A 15,501-nucleotide genomic window follows, 5' to 3' on the forward strand; every position below is an offset into this window, starting at 1 on the left:
CTCGCCGTAACCGGTAAGGTCGCCGCGCGCCGTCCGCGTGGCCATGAGGGAGCGCGCAACCAGCCCATGATTTCCGCTGTCGGTCTTGTCGTCCTGCTGCTGATGGTGTTCGGCGGCTTCGCGCTCGCCGGCGGCAATCTCATGGTCATCATGGCCGCCTTGCCGCTCGAAATGCTGATCATCGGCGGTGCGGCTGCGGGCGCCACCCTCATCGCCACCGACATCGCCGGCATCAAGCAGATGGGCGGCGGCATCGGCCTCGTCTTCAAAGGCCCCAAATACAAAAAGGCCGATTACAGCGCCGCCATCTTCCTCACCACCCGCCTCATGAAGATGTTCAAGACAGACGGCGCCGTCGCCGTCGAGCCCCACATCGAAGACCCCAAATCCTCGGCCATCTTCGCCGAATATCCCCAGTTCCTGAAAGACCCCTTCTTCCTCCACCTGCTCTGCGATTCGATGCGCCTGCTTGTCGTCAGCACCGGCACGCTCAGCCCGCAATCGGTCGATGACGTCATCGAAACCGCGCTCGAAACCCACCACGCCGCCGCCCTCAAGCCGGTCGACCGGCTCACCACCATGTCCGATGCCTTGCCCGCGCTGGGCATCGTCGCCGCCGTGCTCGGCATCATCAAGACCATGGGCAGCATCGACAAGCCGCCCGCCATCCTCGGCGGCATGATCGGCTCGGCATTGGTCGGCACCTTCCTCGGCGTGCTGCTGGCCTATGGCATCGTCGGGCCGCTGGCCGCGCGCCTGCGCACCGTCATCGAGGCCGATGCCGAAATCTACCTCATCATCCGCCGCGTCATCGTCGCCAGCCTCAAGGGCGCCCCCCAGCCCATGGTCATCGAAGCCGCCCGCACCGCCATCGATCCGGCCAACCAGCCGAGCTTCGCCGAAGTCTTCGATGGCCTGAGAACGGCGAAATGAAGCCTGAACTCCACGTCGAGCCCGAGGTCGTCTACAAAAAGCGCAAGGGCCATGGCCATGCGCACCACGGCGGCGCCTGGAAAGTCGCCTATGCCGATTTCGTCACCGCCATGATGGCCTTTTTCATGATGCTCTGGATCATCGGCGCCACCAACGACGAGCAGCGCAAGGGCATCGCCGATTATTTCACCCCCACCGTCATCCAGATGCGCAATTCCGGCGGCTCCAACGGCGTGCTCGGCGGCCGCTCGCTCAGCCAGGAAGACGGCAATGCCCTGAAGGCCGAACTCGCCGGCCGCGAACCCGTCACCGCCGTCATGCGCCAGCCCTCATCGGCCCAGAGCAACCGCCAGAAAACCGCCGACGACACCCGCTTCCGCAAGGTCCAGGACATCATCAACGCAAGGCTGGCCGGTGATCCCACCATGAAAGGCCTGAAAAGCCAGGTCCGCCTCGTCCGCAACGCCGACGGCCTGCGCATCGACATCATCGAGCGCGCCGATTTCCTCATGTTCGGCACCGGCACCGCCGTCTTCACCCCAGACGCGCTGGCCCTCATCCAGCAGGTCGCCGCCGCCATCAAGGACGCCCCCAACGCCGTCACCATCCGCGGCCACACCGACAGCCTGCCCTTTGCCAAAGGCCCCGCCAACAACTGGACGCTGAGCGCCGCGCGCGCCGACACCACGCGGCGTATCCTCACTGCCGCCGGCGTCGATGAAACCCGCCTGCGCCGCATCGAAGGCGTCGCCGACACCGATCCCTACAACCCCAAGAACCGGAACGACCCGCGCAACCGGCGCATCTCCATCACCCTGCTCAGCGGCAGCGGCAACGCCTGAGGGCGCTCATCTGGGCGCGCGCAGCAGCAAGACCAGCCCGATACCCGCCGCCACCACAACTCCATAGCCAAGCGCACTGGCCACGGCCCAGGGCCATCGCAGCCGCGCCACGACGCCGTAAAGCTCGTTGAGCAGGGCTTGATTGCCGGCCTGTCCCGCCCGTTCCACCGCCAGATACACGCCGCCCGTCGAGGCCGTCACCCCCGCCTCGGCAATGCTGGCCAGCAAGACCATGGCCAGCCCGACCACCGCCAGAAGCCCCAGCAAGACCAGCAGAACCGCCCGACCAGCCACCTTCATCTCTCCCGGCCGCGCCTGCGACAGCATCATGATAGCGCAGCGCCATGCGCGCATAAAGCTGTCCCTCGGCCATGTGCCACGGGGCGCGGTAAAGCCGCCCGGCGCATGGAAAGGGGCGCGGGAAGGCCGCCCGACCCACGCAAAAGGGCGCGGCAAAGCCCTCGACCCCTGCAAAAGAGCGCGGCAAAGCCCTCGACCCCTGCAAAAGAGCGCGGCAAAGCCGCGCCCTCACGTCGAAGCGGTTCAGCGCGGCCAGCCGCGCTGCCCGCCCGGCCGCGCTTGCGCGAGTCAGCAAATAGCATCCGCTATTTGCAGCCGCGCTAAGCTCAATTCGTCGCCAGAATCGCCACCGTGGCCACGCTGGTCAAAAGCCCGGTCAAAATCCCGGTGATGTCGCGCGCCAGATCAAGCTTGTAGAGCGGGTCGATGTCCTTGGGCACGATGATCGTCGAGCCCGGCGGCACCACGCCGGCATAGCCCTTGCCCCAGCCGCGCCCCTTCAGCGGCTGCGCCGTGCCATCGGGCAACACGATGAAGATCCGCCCTTCGTCCGCTGTCGAGGCCGTGCCGCCCGCTTCGCTCAGATAGTTGGACACGTCCTTGCCGGCCACGAATTGCAGCGCGCCCGGGTTGGCAACATCGCCCAGCGCCAGCACGAAGTTCGGCTTCTTCGGCATCACCACCGCATCGCCGCTCTCCAGCACCGTGTCGAGGTCGGGCCGCATCGCCAAAACCCGCGGGTCGGCCTCCACAACCACCCGCCCCGGCGCCTCCAGCGTGTTCAGCTGCTCGATCAGCTGCTGCCCCGCCACAACCCCGCCGCCATTCGCATCGCGAGACCGCGCCGCCAGGCTCAGCAGCCCCTGCGTCAGCTCGCGTGACGTGCGCCGCAGCCCCTCCTGCTGCAATTCCCTGACCGATCGCCGGGTGAAGATCGTCCCATAGGGATAGGCCATGGCCGACAGGCCGCCGGCCCGCTCGATCAGCTGCGACAGCGTCTCGCCCCGCCGGATCGAATAAAGCCCAGGCCGGTTGAACTCGCCCGACAGCAGCACCGCCCCGGCCTCGAATTGCGGCTGGGCGGCATTGAAGCGAATGTCATCGCCCGCACGCAGCATGGTGGCCGCCATCACCGCCTCGCCGCCCACATCCGGCACCTCGACCCGCTCCGAAACCACAGCCCCGCCCTGCCCGCGCGCCACATCAAGCGTCAGGCCGCTGACATCGTTCAACACCCCTTCCGCCACCGCCGCCAGCGTCGCCGCACTGGCGCTGCCCGCCACCGGATAGGCGCCGGGCCGCCGCACCGCGCCGCCCACCGCCACCGCATTCTCGATCAGCACCGGCAACAGGTCCGGCTCCAGCTCAAAGACTACCGGACACTGCGCCCGGATCGCGATCGTGTCGCCAATCGCACCGTCATTCTCCACGCCGCGACGGGTCTCGGCCGTGCCGGGTCCGAAAAGCTGCTCCTCGCCCTGCTGTTCCGTGCCGCGCTGGCGCAGCCCGGCCAGATTCTCGCCGGTGCGCACCGCTGCATCGGCGCTGCGGGTCACCCCGCTCAGCGTGCCGCCGGTCGAAGCCAGCTCGGTCCGCCCGTTGCGCTCGACCAGAAACGCCTGCCGCGTCACCACGGTAAACCGCGAGGTCTGGCTGTCACGCACCTGCGCCTCCAGCCGGTCGAGCGACAGACACTGGCTCAGCGCATTCGGCTGACCCAGCACAATGCGCCGCACCGCCGTCGTGTTCAGAAAGCGGATGTCGCTTTGCGAAAACACGAACAGCTGATCCTCCGAGCGCAGCGGCACCGGCTGGCGGCCATCAAGCGCGGCCGCCAGATCGACCGGCAGATAAGAGCGCGACGCCGTGGCCGTCTCCCGCCGCACCAGCAGCGCCATCGGCAGATAGCTGCCCGGCTTCAGCCGCCCGGCATCGCCGAGCAGCCCCGCCACATCCCTCACGGCGCCCAGCGCGCGCGGCCCCGGATTGTCGACAAAGCCGCTCAAAATCACCCGGCCCGACGCACCGCCGGCGCTGCCCGCGCTCAGCTGCACGGCATCGCCCGCCACCAGCGCCGTCTCCAGCGAGGGCTGGCTCAAAAAGCGCTCGGCCCCGTCCTCGCCAATCCGGCTCACCGCCATGCGGTAGCCACGCTGCCGCACCGCCCCGCCGGCAAAGCGCAACAGCTCGCCAAGCTTGGTCGGCCCGCGCAGCTCATAAATGCCCGGCCGCGTCACATTGCCCGAAATCGCCACCGTCGGCCCGATCACCGGCACAATCACCCGGTCGCCGTCCTGCAGCCGCACGCCCGGCGGCCCGCCCAGCCCCAGCAACCCGTAAAGGTCCACGCTCAAGGTCCGCCCGCCGCGCACCACCCGCACCTGCCGCAAGGAGCCGTTGCGGCGCACCCCGCCGGCCTGCGCCAGCGCGACGGCCACATCCGACAGCGAGGTCAGCGAATATTGCCCCGGCCGCGCCACCTCGCCGCCCACAAACACGCTCGCCGCGCGCACCGCGCCCAGAGACACGAAGATATCGGTGCCCAGCAGCGTGCGCTCGGTCGCCGCCTCCAGCTCGCGCCTGACCGCGCCCAGCGACCGCCCGCCCGCCTGCACCGGCGGCAGGCTGCCCACCACCACCTGCCCGTCGCGCGCCACCCGGGCGGTGCGGCTCTCGTTCGATGCCCCCTGAAACTGCACGATCAGCTCATCGCCCACGCCCAGCACATAGTCATCACCCATGGTCCCCGTCACACTCGCCGCAGACGGGTCCACGCTTTCGAACAGGTCATAGCCAAACTGGCGCAGGTCAACCACGCCCATGCGCTGCCGATAGTCGCGCTCCACCGCCGAAGGCCGGTAGAGAAATTCCAGCTCGGCGCGCGCCTGCGCCCGACGCACCGCCTGCTCCTCACGCGTGTCCAGCCGCTGCCCCGCCGGCAGCGGCGTCCCGCCCCGCGCCGCCTCGTCCACGCCCTGTCCCGCATCCTGGGCGCCGGTGCCGGCCCCCAGCGAGCCCTGCACCTGCCGCAACACCGCAGGATCGACGGTCTGCGCGGCGGTCGCCCCGGCGCAAAGGCCGGCGCACAGCCCGGCAAGCACCAACAGCCGCTTCATCATCAAGAAAAGTTCCGCCACGCGCCGCCAGCCCCCATCAGCCTCCGGCATAAGCAGCGCGCCCCACGGCGTCAACGAGAGACGGGCGGCTCGCGCTCCACAAGCTGCATGGCCAGCGCATCCGCCTCGCCCAGAAGCGCGCGCGCCCGCGCGTCCTCACCCAAAAGCGCCGAATCGACATGGCGCGCCGCCAGCGTCGCCGGCGTCCGGTCCTGCGCTTCCGAAACCATCGCCGGCGCCGTCCAAAGCGCCAGCACCAGCGCCACCAGCGCCGTCGCCTCAGCCGCCATTATCGTCACACGCCTACGCAAACCAAACACCCCGTCCAACTTCCTGTCCGCATCAAATACGCGCGAAAAACCAAAATCCTGCGCAGAAATCAGCCATGGCGGCACAGCCCGTCGCCGTTCCGCCACCGCCCGTCGCATCCTCAAGCGTTCAGCCGGCCATTCACCAAATCACTGTAATCCTTGGCCAGCCCCAGCGCGGTGGCGCCCACCTCAAAGCGCCACGGCCCAATCTCGGCCAGCGGCGTCACCTCGGCCGCGCTGCCCGTCAGAAAGGCCTGCTCAAAGCCCTCCAGTTCCTCCGGCCAGATCGCCCGCTCCACCACCTTCAGCCCCCGCCGCTCAGCCAGACGCATCACGCTGCGCCGCGTGATCCCGTCCAGAAAACAGTCCGGCGTCGGCGTGTGCAGCGTCTCGCCCTTCACAAAAAACACGTTCGCCCCGGTCGCCTCGGCCACCTGCCCCCGCCAGTCCAGCATCAGCGCATCCTGATAACCCGCCGCTTCCGCCTCATGCTTGCTCATCGTGCAGATCATATAAAGGCCAGACGCCTTGGCCTTGGTCGGCGCCGTATAGGGCGCCGGCCGCCGCCACTTGGCAATCGTCAGCCGCAGCCCCTTCTTCAAGGCGTCGGCGCCAAAATAAGCCCCCCAGGCCCAGCAGGCGATCGCCATGTGCGGCTTGGTCGCCTGCGCGCTCACCCCCATCTGCTCCGACCCGCGCCACGCGACGGGGCGCACATAGGCATCACTCAGCCCATTGGCCTTCAAGGTCGCCATCACGGCCGCATCAATCTCCGCCACCGACCAGGGCAACGGAAAGCCCATCATCTCCGCCGAGGCCCGCAGCCGCTCGCTATGCTCGGTCAGCGCATACACCCGCCCGCCATAAGCCCGCGCGCCCTCGAACACCGCGCTCGCATAATGCAGCCCATGCGTCAGCACATGCACATTGGCCTCGCGCCAGGGCTTCAATTCGCCATCAAACCAGATAAACCCGTCGCGGTCGTCAAACGGCACCATGTCAATCGACTCCAACCCAAGCCAAGCTTTGTTGCGCTCCGCTAGGCTTTCAGGCAATATATGTCAACATGACTGTCCCTTCTCCCGCAAAATCCGCCCCCCCAAAGGCGAACCCCGTCCCCGCCGCCTCGGCCCTCTATCTGCGCGAAGACGAGCTCCGCCGCGGCATCGAACTGCTCTACTTCGGCTACACCAGCCTCATCCGCGGCCCCGATGAACTCCTCGCCGAAGAAGGCCTGGGCCGCGCCCACCACCGCGCCCTCTACTTCATCGCCCGCAAACCCGGCCTTGCGGTGGGCGAACTGCTCCGCCTCCTCGCCATCACCAAACAATCATTGGGCCGCGTCCTCAACGACCTCCAGGCCCGCGACCTCGTCGTCCAGAAAATCGGCACCACCGACCGCCGCCAACGCCTCCTCCACCTCACCCCCAAAGGCGAATCCCTCGAAACCGCCCTGTTCGAACGCCTGCAAACCCATATGGCCGCCGCCTATAGCGAAGCCGGCCAAAACGCCGTCACCGGCTTCTGGAACGTCCTCATGAGCCTCATCCCCCCCTCAGACCGCCCCCTCATCAACGCCCTGCAGAAATAGTTCCGAAAAAAGGGCCTCCGGCGGCTGGGGCCTCAGGCCCCAGACCCCATCAGCGGCGCAACCCATATTCTCCGTCGCCCCGGACCTGATCCGGGGCCTAAGCACAACCCGTCCCCCCAAGCCCAGCGCCGCAGGCTATAAAAGCGCGTGCCGCGCAGGCGCTGCCCTCCGCCAGCTTGTCCCAAACCAACAAATGGGGTCTGGGGCCCAAGGCCCCAGCCGCCGGAGGCCACTCCGAGCCGCCGGAGGCCCTCAGCTCGCCCCCGAGGCCCCTCAGCCCTTCGCCATCTCCCGAGACCGCGCCGCCGCTGCCGCCACGGTCTGCTCCAAGAGCGGTCCCAGCCCTGGCGTCAGTGCGGCCAGCCCGGCCGCCGTCGTGCCGCCCGGCGATGTCACCCGGCGGCGCAGTTCGGCGGCCTCGGCGGGGTCGCTGGCGGCGAGTGCGGCGGCGCCTGTCACCGTGCCGCGCGCCAGCGCCATGGCCACGTCAGGGCTGAGGCCGGCGGCCACCCCGCCGGCGGCCAGCGCTTCGATAAAGGCAAAGACATAGGCCGGCCCTGAGCCCGACACCCCGGTCAGCGCATCGAAATCGCTCTCATTTTCAAGCCAAACAGCGGTGCCCGAGGCGTCAAACAGCGGCCCTGAGAGCGCGCGCGCGTCCGCATGGGTCGTCCACAGCCCGGTCACCCCCTGGCCAATCGCAGCGGGCGTATTGGGCATGGCGCGCACGATCCGCGCCCCCGGCAGCGCTTGCTCAAGCGAAGCTGCACTCACACCCGCCATCACTGAAACCACCACCGCGCCGTCCAGCTGGCCCGCCAGCGGCGCCACCACCTCGCGCCACACCTGCGGCTTCACCGCCAGCACGGCGAGCTTCGGCGTCTCCGTGCCCGCGCCCAGCGCCGCGCCCTCGGGTGCTGCCTCAAGCGCGGGGTCGATCACCCGCCACGGCCCGAAGCCCGCGGCCAGCCAGCCGCGCAGCAGCGCGCCGCCCATGTTGCCGCAGCCGATCAGCCAATAGTCACCCGAAATATCAAGCCTCCCCGATGGTCTCGATCAGCGCCGCTGCCATGGCGTCGGCGGGCGCCCGCTCGGCGTGCAGCACCAGCTGAAACACCGGAAAAAAGCGGTCAAATTCCTCCACGGCCGCGTCCACCAGCACCTCCGCCTGCCCCAGTGTCAGGTCGGGCGAACCATGGCCCTCGGCGGCATCGAGCAGCGTGGCGTGGCGAAAGATGATCGTGCCATCGGCCGACCATAGCTCGAAATGCCCCATCCACAGCTGCTCGTTGATCAGCCCCAGCGTCTCATAGGCGGCGGCGCGCCGGTCATCGGGCGCGGTCAGCTCGGCGCGGGCGATCAGCTGCAACACCCGGTCCTCTTCGCGCCACAGCGCGCGCAGCTCATAGGTCGCCCAGCTGCCCACCACCGAGGTCGAAATCTCCTCGTCGCCCGAGCGCTCAAAGGCCCAGCCATTGGTGTCAAACACATGTTCGAGCATGTCGATCGGCGCCGCCGGCGGTGCATCATGCTCGCTCTCGATCAGGCTCATCGCAGCGGCCCTCCCGTCAAAACAAGCCAAGGGTGCGGACGCCAAAACGATTCGGCAACCCCAAGCCCCGGCAAGGCCAGACAAAGCTGTGGATAATCCGCCCTCAAGACGCGGATTTCGCCTTCCGCGCCCGCGCTGGCGCGGCCGGCTTCGTGCCCGCCAGCTCGGCCTTCAGCGCCGCCACTTCGGCCGTCAGGGCCTCCACCGCCTCGCGCGCCGCCAGCGCATTGGCCTTCACCGCCTCGAATTCATCGCGTGAGACCGCGTCCTCGTCGGCCGCCAGCGCGCGCATCCGCCGCCGCGCCTGCTCCTCCACTTCGCGCCCCACGCCGGCCAGCGTGCCAAGTGCGGAGGTCGCCACCTTCGACAGATCCTCGAAAACCTTGCTTTCCTTCTGCATCTCAAACTCCAATCTGCGCCACATCGGCGACAGGGTTCATCTGCCAGATCGCCGCGTTAAGCCCTGCGGCAAACATCAGCCATGCGATATAGGGCAGCATCAGCCCCGCCGCCACCCGGGAGAGGCGCGCAAAGGCCAGCAGCGTCAACAGCGCCACCCCCAGCATCACCACAATGATCGCCAGCGCCACATCGATCCGGTGCAGCAGAAAGAACACCGGCGACCAGGTCCAGTTGATCACCATGCCAATGCCAAAAAGCCACAGCGCCTGCCGCTTCAGCCGCGCCAGACCGCCGTCCGCCCGCACCCCCACCACCAGCGCCGCGCTCAGCGCCAAAAGGGTATAGAGGATGCTCCAGGCAATGCCGAACACCGGCCCCGGCGGCTGCAACACCGGCAACGCCAGAGACTGATACCAGAGATTGTCCTCCACCGAGCCGCTGGCCTGCGCGATCAGCCCGCCCACACCCAGCAGCAGCGGCACCAGCAGCACCGCCGCCAGCGCCGCGCGCCGGCCCGCCACAGGCGCCGTCGCGTTCATCATCATTGGAAGCCAGCCCTCATGCGCCAGACCTAACGCGCCCGGCCGGCAATGCAACCGTCGCCGCCGCCCTGCAACGTCACGCCGCGCAAATTGTAAAACTGTGCCCGCCTTGCAGAGGCTGACAATCCCCATTTCGCGGATGTGGTATACGCCCGCCTCAATCTGTCCCTCAAGTCTCGCGCCCGAAGCGCCCCTCGAACACACAAAGCGACCGCCCTCATGACCCCCCTTCGCCGTCTCCCCAGCCCCCTGTTTCTCGCCGCCTTCGCCGCGCTGGCCCTTGCTGCCCCCGCACAGGCGCTCGTCGTCATCACCCAGGAGATCGACTTCAACCGCCTGTTCAGCGCCACCACCAGCACCAACGCAGGCGGCGGCACCGAAGCTGCCCTGTTCAGCCTCTACGGCGGCCCCGCCAGCAATCTCGCCAGCGTGCAGATCAGCTGGACCCCTGATTTCGCCGGCAGCGTCACCGCACTGGTCACCAACAACAGCGGCCCCACGCTCACCGCCAGCCTGTCGAGCAGCTACACGCTGACCAGCGCCGACAGCCTGTTCGATTTCGCCGGCCTGTTCCAGACCAGCACGGCCACGCTGGCCAACGCCCCGCGCAACACGCCCCTCACCCTCGATCCCATCTTCACCACGCCGGCCACCGTGGTTCTCAATCCCACCGATATCAGCGCCTTCGTCGGCAGCGGCACCAGCAGCGTCAGCTTCAATCTCGCCAGCGTCACCCGCACCACCACCAATTCGAGCGGCGGCAACCCGTTCAACGGCCATAGCGGCAGCGCCGGCGGCACGCTGCAAATCCAGTATTTCCTCTTCGAGCCGATCCCCGAGCCCGGCACCTGGGCCATGCTCATCGCCGGCTTCGGCCTCATTGGCGCCGCCCAGCGGCGCCGCCGCCGAATCGCCCGCCGGTCCATCACCGCCTGAACGACACAAGCAAGACTCTGATTCCGTTCCCGGTTCCGGTTGGCCGGTGATGAATGCTGGTTCCGCGCTACCAACAAGTCGTTGAAAACGCCGACTGACAAAAAAGATAATAAAAGTTTAACTTCATCTCCCGCTGAGACCGCAGCAGGTTGCAGGGCGAAGTCGCGCCTGCGTCCGGGTCTGGTTGTGTTGCTTTTGGGGGAAGAAAGATGAAGCTCATCCATGCTGTGGCGGCCTCGTTGATGCTGGCGGCTGTGCCCCTGCCTTCAAGCGTCGCACACGCAACATTGGTCATCAGCCAGACCTTGATCTTCGACAGTGATTTCGCGGCGGGTCCAGGTCCGACAGACAGCGATCTGACCTTCACTGGCGGCCTGCAAACTCTTGAATTTCAGAAATTCGACACCCTCGGTGGCCGCCTCATGCTCACCGATGTCATAATCGACTGGACACCCTCGGTCAGCGCACAATTCCGGTTTCAGGGCGGTCAAGGCTCTACAGCCGGCGCGACGGCTCTTGTCGCATCGACGCTCAGCGCGAATACCGGCGCGCCCTTTCCCATTCCGGTCGAATTCACGCGGACAACCAGCGGCCTTATCAACAATCCTCAGGGTGTTTTCGGAATCAATGTCTTTCGCACGACCAATTTCGGTTTCGTCGCCGATCAACTGGGCAGTTTCATCGGCGCGGGAACAATCGAAGTCGTCAATTCGCTGCAGCGCGTCGCCACCACCGACACCTCCGGTCTCAGTGGCGAAGGTTTTGCCACTGGCTCGATCGGCGGCACGCTCAATATCAACTATTTTTACCTCGATCCCATCCCCGAGCCAGGCAGCTGGGCCATGCTCATCGCCGGCTTCGGCCTGATCGGCGCCGCCCAACGCCGTCGCCGCTCACGCGTCAAACACGCCGCCTAACAGCCACTCGCGGTTGCCCTCCGGCCCGGTAATCGGGCTTTCTACCAGTCCCGTCACCCGCCAGCCCGGCCGCGCCGCCAGCCAGGCGGCCGCCGCCTCACACACCCGCGCCTGCACGCCTTCGTCGCGCACCACCCCGCCCTTGCCCACCTCGGCCCGCCCGGCCTCGAACTGCGGCTTCACCAGCGCCACCAGCCAGCAGCCGGGCGCAGCAAAGCCCAGCGGCACCTCCAGCACCTTGGCCAGCGAAATGAAGCTCGCATCACATACGATCGCGCCCACCTCTTCGGGCACATGCTCGGCCGTCAAAAGCCGCGCCGAAAGCTGCTCCAGCACCACCACCCGCGAGTCCGACCGCAAGGACCAGGCCAGCTGGTTGGTGCCGCTGTCCACCGCATAAACCCGCGGAGCCCCGCCCTGCAGCAGCACATCGGTAAAGCCGCCGGTCGAAGCCCCCACATCCATCGCCACCAGCCCGGCCGGATCAAAGCCAAAATGCGCCAGCCCATGCGCCAGCTTCACCCCGCCGCGCGACACGTAAGGATGGTCGCGCCCCTTCACCCGCAAGTCCGCATCCTCGGCCAGCATCTCGCCCGCCTTGGCCACCTTGCGTGTCCCAGCAAACACCAGCCCCGCCATGATCAGCGCCTGCGCCCGCGCCCGGCTCTCCACCAGCCCGCGCGCCACCAGCGCCACATCCACCCGCACCTTGCCCATGCCTCTTCCATAGCGCCCCGCCGCCATTCTCCAAACTGGACAAATTACACCAGATAGGTTATATAGAAAGAATTGCTGTCCGGGCTCGACAAAGACCACGTCTCACATCGGCCCAAGTCCCTCAGTTTCCAAGGCCCCGGCCTAACCTTCCTAACCTTCCAAACCCACCATAAACCCACCAATTGCAGCCCCTGCCCACCCCGGCTACACGCCGTTCATGCCCCGCTTCTCCTTTCACATTCACGCCACCGATGGCCGCGCCCGCACCGGCGAGATCACCATGGCACGCGGCAGCATCCGCACCCCGGCCTTCATGCCGGTCGGCACCGCCGCCACCGTCAAGGCCCTGCGCACCCGGGAGGTCGAAGCCAGCGGCGCCGACATCATCCTTGGCAACACCTATCATCTGATGCTCCGCCCCACCGCCGAACGCATTGAAAAACTGGGCGGACTTCACAAATTCATGGGCTGGACCAAGCCCATCCTCACCGACAGCGGCGGCTATCAGGTGATGAGCCTGTCCGCACTCACCAAACGCTCCGAAGACGGTGTCAGCTTCGCCAGCCACCTCGACGGCAGCCGCCACCTGATGACACCCGAAAGAAGCATGGAAATCCAGCGGCTTCTCGGCTCCGACATCGTCATGGCCTTTGACGAGCTGGTGGCGCTCCCCGCCCCGCGCGAGACCGTCGAAGCCGCCATGCAACGCTCGATGCGCTGGGCCAGACGCTCCCGAACCGCCTTCGATCAGGGCGGCGAACATGCAGAAAAATCAGCCCTTTTCGGCATCCAGCAAGGCGGCCTCGACGAGCGCCTGCGCGCGGCGTCCGCCAGCCACCTGCAAGACATCGGCTTCGACGGCTATGCCATCGGCGGCCTCGCGGTTGGCGAAGGGCAACAGGCCATGTTCGCCTGCCTCGATTATGCGCCTGCCCAACTGCCTGAAAACGCGCCAAGATATCTGATGGGCGTCGGCAAGCCCGATGACATCGTCGGCGCCGTCCAGCGCGGCGTCGACATGTTCGATTGCGTGCTCCCCACCCGCTCGGGCCGAAACGGCCAGGCCTTCACAAGGGATGGCCCCCTCAACCTGCGCAACGCCCGCTTCGCCGAAGATCTCGCCCCCCTTGATGCCGCGTGCGGCTGCCCCTCCTGTACCGGCGGCGTCTCCCGCGCCTATATCCACCATCTTGTAAAATCAGGCGAAATGCTCGGCGCCATGCTGATGACCGAGCACAACATCTGGTTCTATCAGGAGCTGATGGCAGCACTTCGCAGCGCCATCGCCGCCCATGATCTCACCGCGTTTGCCACCCGTTTCCTCGCCCGCTACAAGGCCCGCGCCGCGTCATAAGCCCCCGCATCGGCCGCCTCACCGGTCAACACCCGGGCACAAAGATCGGCCACCGCCGGCGCGGTCTGAATGCCGAACCCCCCCTGCCCCGCACACCAGAACACCCCCTCGATACCCGGGTCAAACCCCAGCACCGGCTTGCGGTCCCGCGCAAAGGTCCTGAGCCCCGCCCAGCTCCGCTCGAGACGCACCACTCTGGAAGTGCTCACCCTTTCAAAGCGGTCAATGACCACCGCAAGGTCCATCTCATCGGGCCTTACATCATGCGGCACATCCGGCGTCTCGTCATGCGGCGAAAGCCAGAGCCGCCCGGCATCCGGCTTGAAATAGAAGCGCAGCGCCGAATCGAGCATCACCGGCAGGTCCGCCGGCGGTTCGGGATCGAGCCGCAACACCGCCATCGTCCGCCGCAGCGGCTGCAACCCCTTGGGTGCACATCCCAAAACCGCCCCCACGCCGTCCGCCCAAGCGCCTGCCGCATTGACCACAACGGGCGCCGCCACCGCGCCGTTCAATTGCCAAAGCCCCGCCTCCCGCTCTGCCTGCGACACCCGAAAGCCGGTCAAAAGCGTCAGCCCGCGCAAAAAGCCCTGATGCAGCGCCGCCACATCAATATCATGGCAATCAGCCTCCAATATGCCCGCCTGCCGCCACTCGGGCCGCAGCATCGCATAGCGCGCCAGCCAGTCCACCCCCACATGCTCATAAGCCACACCGCCCGCATCGAACTCCGCCGCCAGTTCCTCCAGCGTCTCGGGCGCATCAGGGGCCTGCAGATGCACCGCCTGCCTGAGCGACAGCAGCGGCCCGAAACCCTCTGGCGGGGCAGCAAAAAATGCCCGCGACGCCCGGCTCAACGGCACGATCTCAGGGCCGCCATAGCTCTCCACCCAAAAGGCGGCCGATCGGCCCGTGGTGTGATAGCCAGGCTGATCCTCGGCCTCGAGCAGCACCACATCGAGCCCGCGCCGCGCCAGCGCCCAGCCAAGGCTCGCGCCAGCAATGCCGGCACCGATGATGGCCACATCAAAGCGATGCATCATCCACCAGAAACGCCTCGATCATCGCCAGCACCTGCCGCCGGATCGCCGGTCTTTCGCGCAAAAGCTCATGCGCCGCCCCTTGCACCATCCTGGCCTCGGGAAACATCCGGCGCGTCGCCGCATTGTCCACCAGCGCTTCGCTCTCGGCCATCAGCACCAGCGTCGACACCGGCACCGGCCTGGCCTTGGCCATCGAGGCAAAGGCCGCCTTCAGCCAGCCCCAGGTGATGCCGCCAAGCGCCAGCTCGGGATGCTGCGCCACCCACCAGCGTTCATCAGCATATCGCCCAGCATCCGTGGTCAACAGCGCCTGCCGCGCACTGCCGCCAGTGCCATAGGGCCCGGCCCCGAACACCCATTGCTGCCCACGCCCCAGCGCCACCATCGCGCGGGCCAGACGCGCCGCCAACCATGGGCCAAACGGCGGCGCGCTGATCCCGATCATCGGCGACAGCAGCACCGCGCGGCGCGCCGTTTCAGGCGCAGCCGCAAGATGGCGCAGCAGCAGATGCCCGCCCATCGAATGCGCCACCGCAAAGCACGGCCCGCCAGCGAGCCGCATGGCCCATGAAAACACCTCGCCAAGATCGTCGACGAGTTGGGTCATGTCCTCGACATGGCCATGGCCCGGCGTACGCCCCAGCCGTCCCGATCCCCCCTGCCCGCGCCAGTCAAAGGTCGCCACGCCGAAGCCGGCGTCCAGCCAGTCATGATAGGTCTCGGCATATTTCTCGATGAAGTCGCCGCGCCCGTTGATGAACAAGATCATGCCCTTCGGCCCCGCCGGCCATGACATCGCCCGCAGCCGCCAGCCGTCACGCAGGGTCAACTGCTCAAGGTGCCCGGCTTCGGGCAAAGTGCGGCGGCGGCGATGGTGTTCAGGGCTCAGGGGGCGCGCCATGGGCTTGGCATAGACGCCGCGCCCCGGCTACGTCGAGCGGAGTC

17 protein-coding genes are annotated in these 15,501 nt (G+C 67.3%); 6 read left to right on the forward strand and 11 right to left on the reverse strand.

Features of this window, described 5'->3' with window-relative positions; all coding sequences use genetic code 11:
* Positions 1 to 66 precede the first annotated feature (66 nt).
* Both motA and ACMVO5_RS05555 read left to right on the forward strand, forming a co-directional pair.
* Complete coding sequence (motA, locus tag ACMVO5_RS05550) at positions 67 to 933, forward strand: flagellar motor stator protein MotA (RefSeq protein WP_416909068.1); 867 nt, start codon at positions 67 to 69, stop codon at positions 931 to 933.
* Complete coding sequence (locus ACMVO5_RS05555) at positions 930 to 1,775, forward strand: flagellar motor protein MotB (protein ID WP_416909069.1); 846 nt, start codon at positions 930 to 932, stop codon at positions 1,773 to 1,775. Before motA ends, ACMVO5_RS05555 begins: the two co-directional genes overlap by 4 nt.
* Positions 1,776 to 1,781: 6 nt before the next feature.
* Here ACMVO5_RS05555 and ACMVO5_RS05560 read toward each other — a convergent pair whose 3' ends face one another.
* The 4 genes from ACMVO5_RS05560 to ACMVO5_RS05575 form a co-directional block, all read right to left on the reverse strand.
* Entirely contained in the window at positions 1,782 to 2,105 is a 324-nt protein-coding gene (locus ACMVO5_RS05560) for a hypothetical protein (protein ID WP_416909070.1), read from the reverse strand.
* Positions 2,106 to 2,401: 296 nt separating this feature from the next.
* Positions 2,402 to 5,191 (reverse strand): SLBB domain-containing protein, encoded by a 2,790-nt coding sequence (locus ACMVO5_RS05565; RefSeq protein ID WP_416909071.1) that lies wholly within the window; start codon positions 5,189 to 5,191, stop codon positions 2,402 to 2,404.
* 71 nt (positions 5,192 to 5,262) lie between these two features.
* The gene (locus ACMVO5_RS05570) at positions 5,263 to 5,481 is read right to left on the reverse strand and encodes a hypothetical protein (protein ID WP_416909072.1); all 219 of its coding nucleotides are present in this window, start codon (positions 5,479 to 5,481) and stop codon (positions 5,263 to 5,265) included.
* A 140-nt stretch (positions 5,482 to 5,621) separates the two neighbouring features.
* Positions 5,622 to 6,500, reverse strand: coding sequence for a branched-chain amino acid aminotransferase (locus ACMVO5_RS05575; protein WP_416909073.1), 879 nt, complete (start codon positions 6,498 to 6,500; stop codon positions 5,622 to 5,624).
* 68 nt (positions 6,501 to 6,568) lie between these two features.
* Here ACMVO5_RS05575 and ACMVO5_RS05580 point away from each other — a divergent pair, with 68 nt between their 5' ends.
* Entirely contained in the window at positions 6,569 to 7,093 is a 525-nt protein-coding gene (locus ACMVO5_RS05580) for a MarR family winged helix-turn-helix transcriptional regulator (protein WP_416909074.1), read from the forward strand.
* A 273-nt stretch (positions 7,094 to 7,366) separates the two neighbouring features.
* Here the strand turns inward: ACMVO5_RS05580 and ACMVO5_RS05585 are convergent, their stop codons facing one another.
* The 4 genes from ACMVO5_RS05585 to ACMVO5_RS05600 form a co-directional block, all read right to left on the reverse strand.
* On the reverse strand, positions 7,367 to 8,089 hold the full coding sequence (locus ACMVO5_RS05585) for a pyrroline-5-carboxylate reductase (RefSeq protein WP_416909075.1): 723 nt from the start codon (positions 8,087 to 8,089) through the stop codon (positions 7,367 to 7,369).
* 37 nt (positions 8,090 to 8,126) lie between these two features.
* Complete coding sequence (locus ACMVO5_RS05590) at positions 8,127 to 8,645, reverse strand: YbjN domain-containing protein (RefSeq protein ID WP_416909076.1); 519 nt, start codon at positions 8,643 to 8,645, stop codon at positions 8,127 to 8,129.
* Positions 8,646 to 8,748: 103 nt separating this feature from the next.
* Positions 8,749 to 9,045 (reverse strand): accessory factor UbiK family protein, encoded by a 297-nt coding sequence (locus tag ACMVO5_RS05595; protein WP_416909077.1) that lies wholly within the window; start codon positions 9,043 to 9,045, stop codon positions 8,749 to 8,751.
* 1 nt (position 9,046) lies between these two features.
* Positions 9,047 to 9,592, reverse strand: coding sequence for a TspO/MBR family protein (locus tag ACMVO5_RS05600; RefSeq protein WP_416909078.1), 546 nt, complete (start codon positions 9,590 to 9,592; stop codon positions 9,047 to 9,049).
* A 216-nt stretch (positions 9,593 to 9,808) separates the two neighbouring features.
* On the opposite strand from ACMVO5_RS05600, the gene ACMVO5_RS05605 reads away from it, so the two are divergent.
* Together ACMVO5_RS05605 and ACMVO5_RS05610 are read left to right on the forward strand one after the other, a co-directional pair.
* Positions 9,809 to 10,525: a PEPxxWA-CTERM sorting domain-containing protein gene (locus ACMVO5_RS05605; protein ID WP_416909079.1), complete on the forward strand. Its 717-nt coding sequence runs from the start codon at positions 9,809 to 9,811 to the stop codon at positions 10,523 to 10,525.
* A 209-nt stretch (positions 10,526 to 10,734) separates the two neighbouring features.
* Complete coding sequence (locus tag ACMVO5_RS05610; protein ID WP_416909080.1) at positions 10,735 to 11,442, forward strand: PEPxxWA-CTERM sorting domain-containing protein; 708 nt, start codon at positions 10,735 to 10,737, stop codon at positions 11,440 to 11,442.
* On the opposite strand, the gene ACMVO5_RS05615 is transcribed toward ACMVO5_RS05610, so the two are convergent.
* The gene (locus ACMVO5_RS05615) at positions 11,419 to 12,159 is read right to left on the reverse strand and encodes a TlyA family RNA methyltransferase (RefSeq protein ID WP_416909081.1); all 741 of its coding nucleotides are present in this window, start codon (positions 12,157 to 12,159) and stop codon (positions 11,419 to 11,421) included. The two genes, ACMVO5_RS05610 and ACMVO5_RS05615, sit on opposite strands and share 24 nt — an antisense overlap.
* A 217-nt stretch (positions 12,160 to 12,376) precedes the next feature.
* Here ACMVO5_RS05615 and tgt point away from each other — a divergent pair, with 217 nt between their 5' ends.
* Entirely contained in the window at positions 12,377 to 13,513 is a 1,137-nt protein-coding gene (gene tgt, locus ACMVO5_RS05620) for a tRNA guanosine(34) transglycosylase Tgt (protein ID WP_416909082.1), read from the forward strand.
* Here the strand turns inward: tgt and ACMVO5_RS05625 are convergent.
* Together ACMVO5_RS05625 and ACMVO5_RS05630 are read right to left on the reverse strand one after the other, a co-directional pair.
* Entirely contained in the window at positions 13,489 to 14,556 is a 1,068-nt protein-coding gene (locus ACMVO5_RS05625) for an NAD(P)/FAD-dependent oxidoreductase (RefSeq protein WP_416909083.1), read from the reverse strand. The two genes, tgt and ACMVO5_RS05625, sit on opposite strands and share 25 nt — an antisense overlap.
* On the reverse strand, positions 14,540 to 15,457 hold the full coding sequence (locus tag ACMVO5_RS05630) for an alpha/beta fold hydrolase (protein WP_416909084.1): 918 nt from the start codon (positions 15,455 to 15,457) through the stop codon (positions 14,540 to 14,542). Before ACMVO5_RS05630 ends, ACMVO5_RS05625 begins: the two co-directional genes overlap by 17 nt.
* Positions 15,458 to 15,501 lie beyond the last annotated feature (44 nt).

The organism is Polymorphobacter sp., assembly GCF_048007885.1.
GTDB lineage: Bacteria > Pseudomonadota > Alphaproteobacteria > Sphingomonadales > Sphingomonadaceae > Sandarakinorhabdus.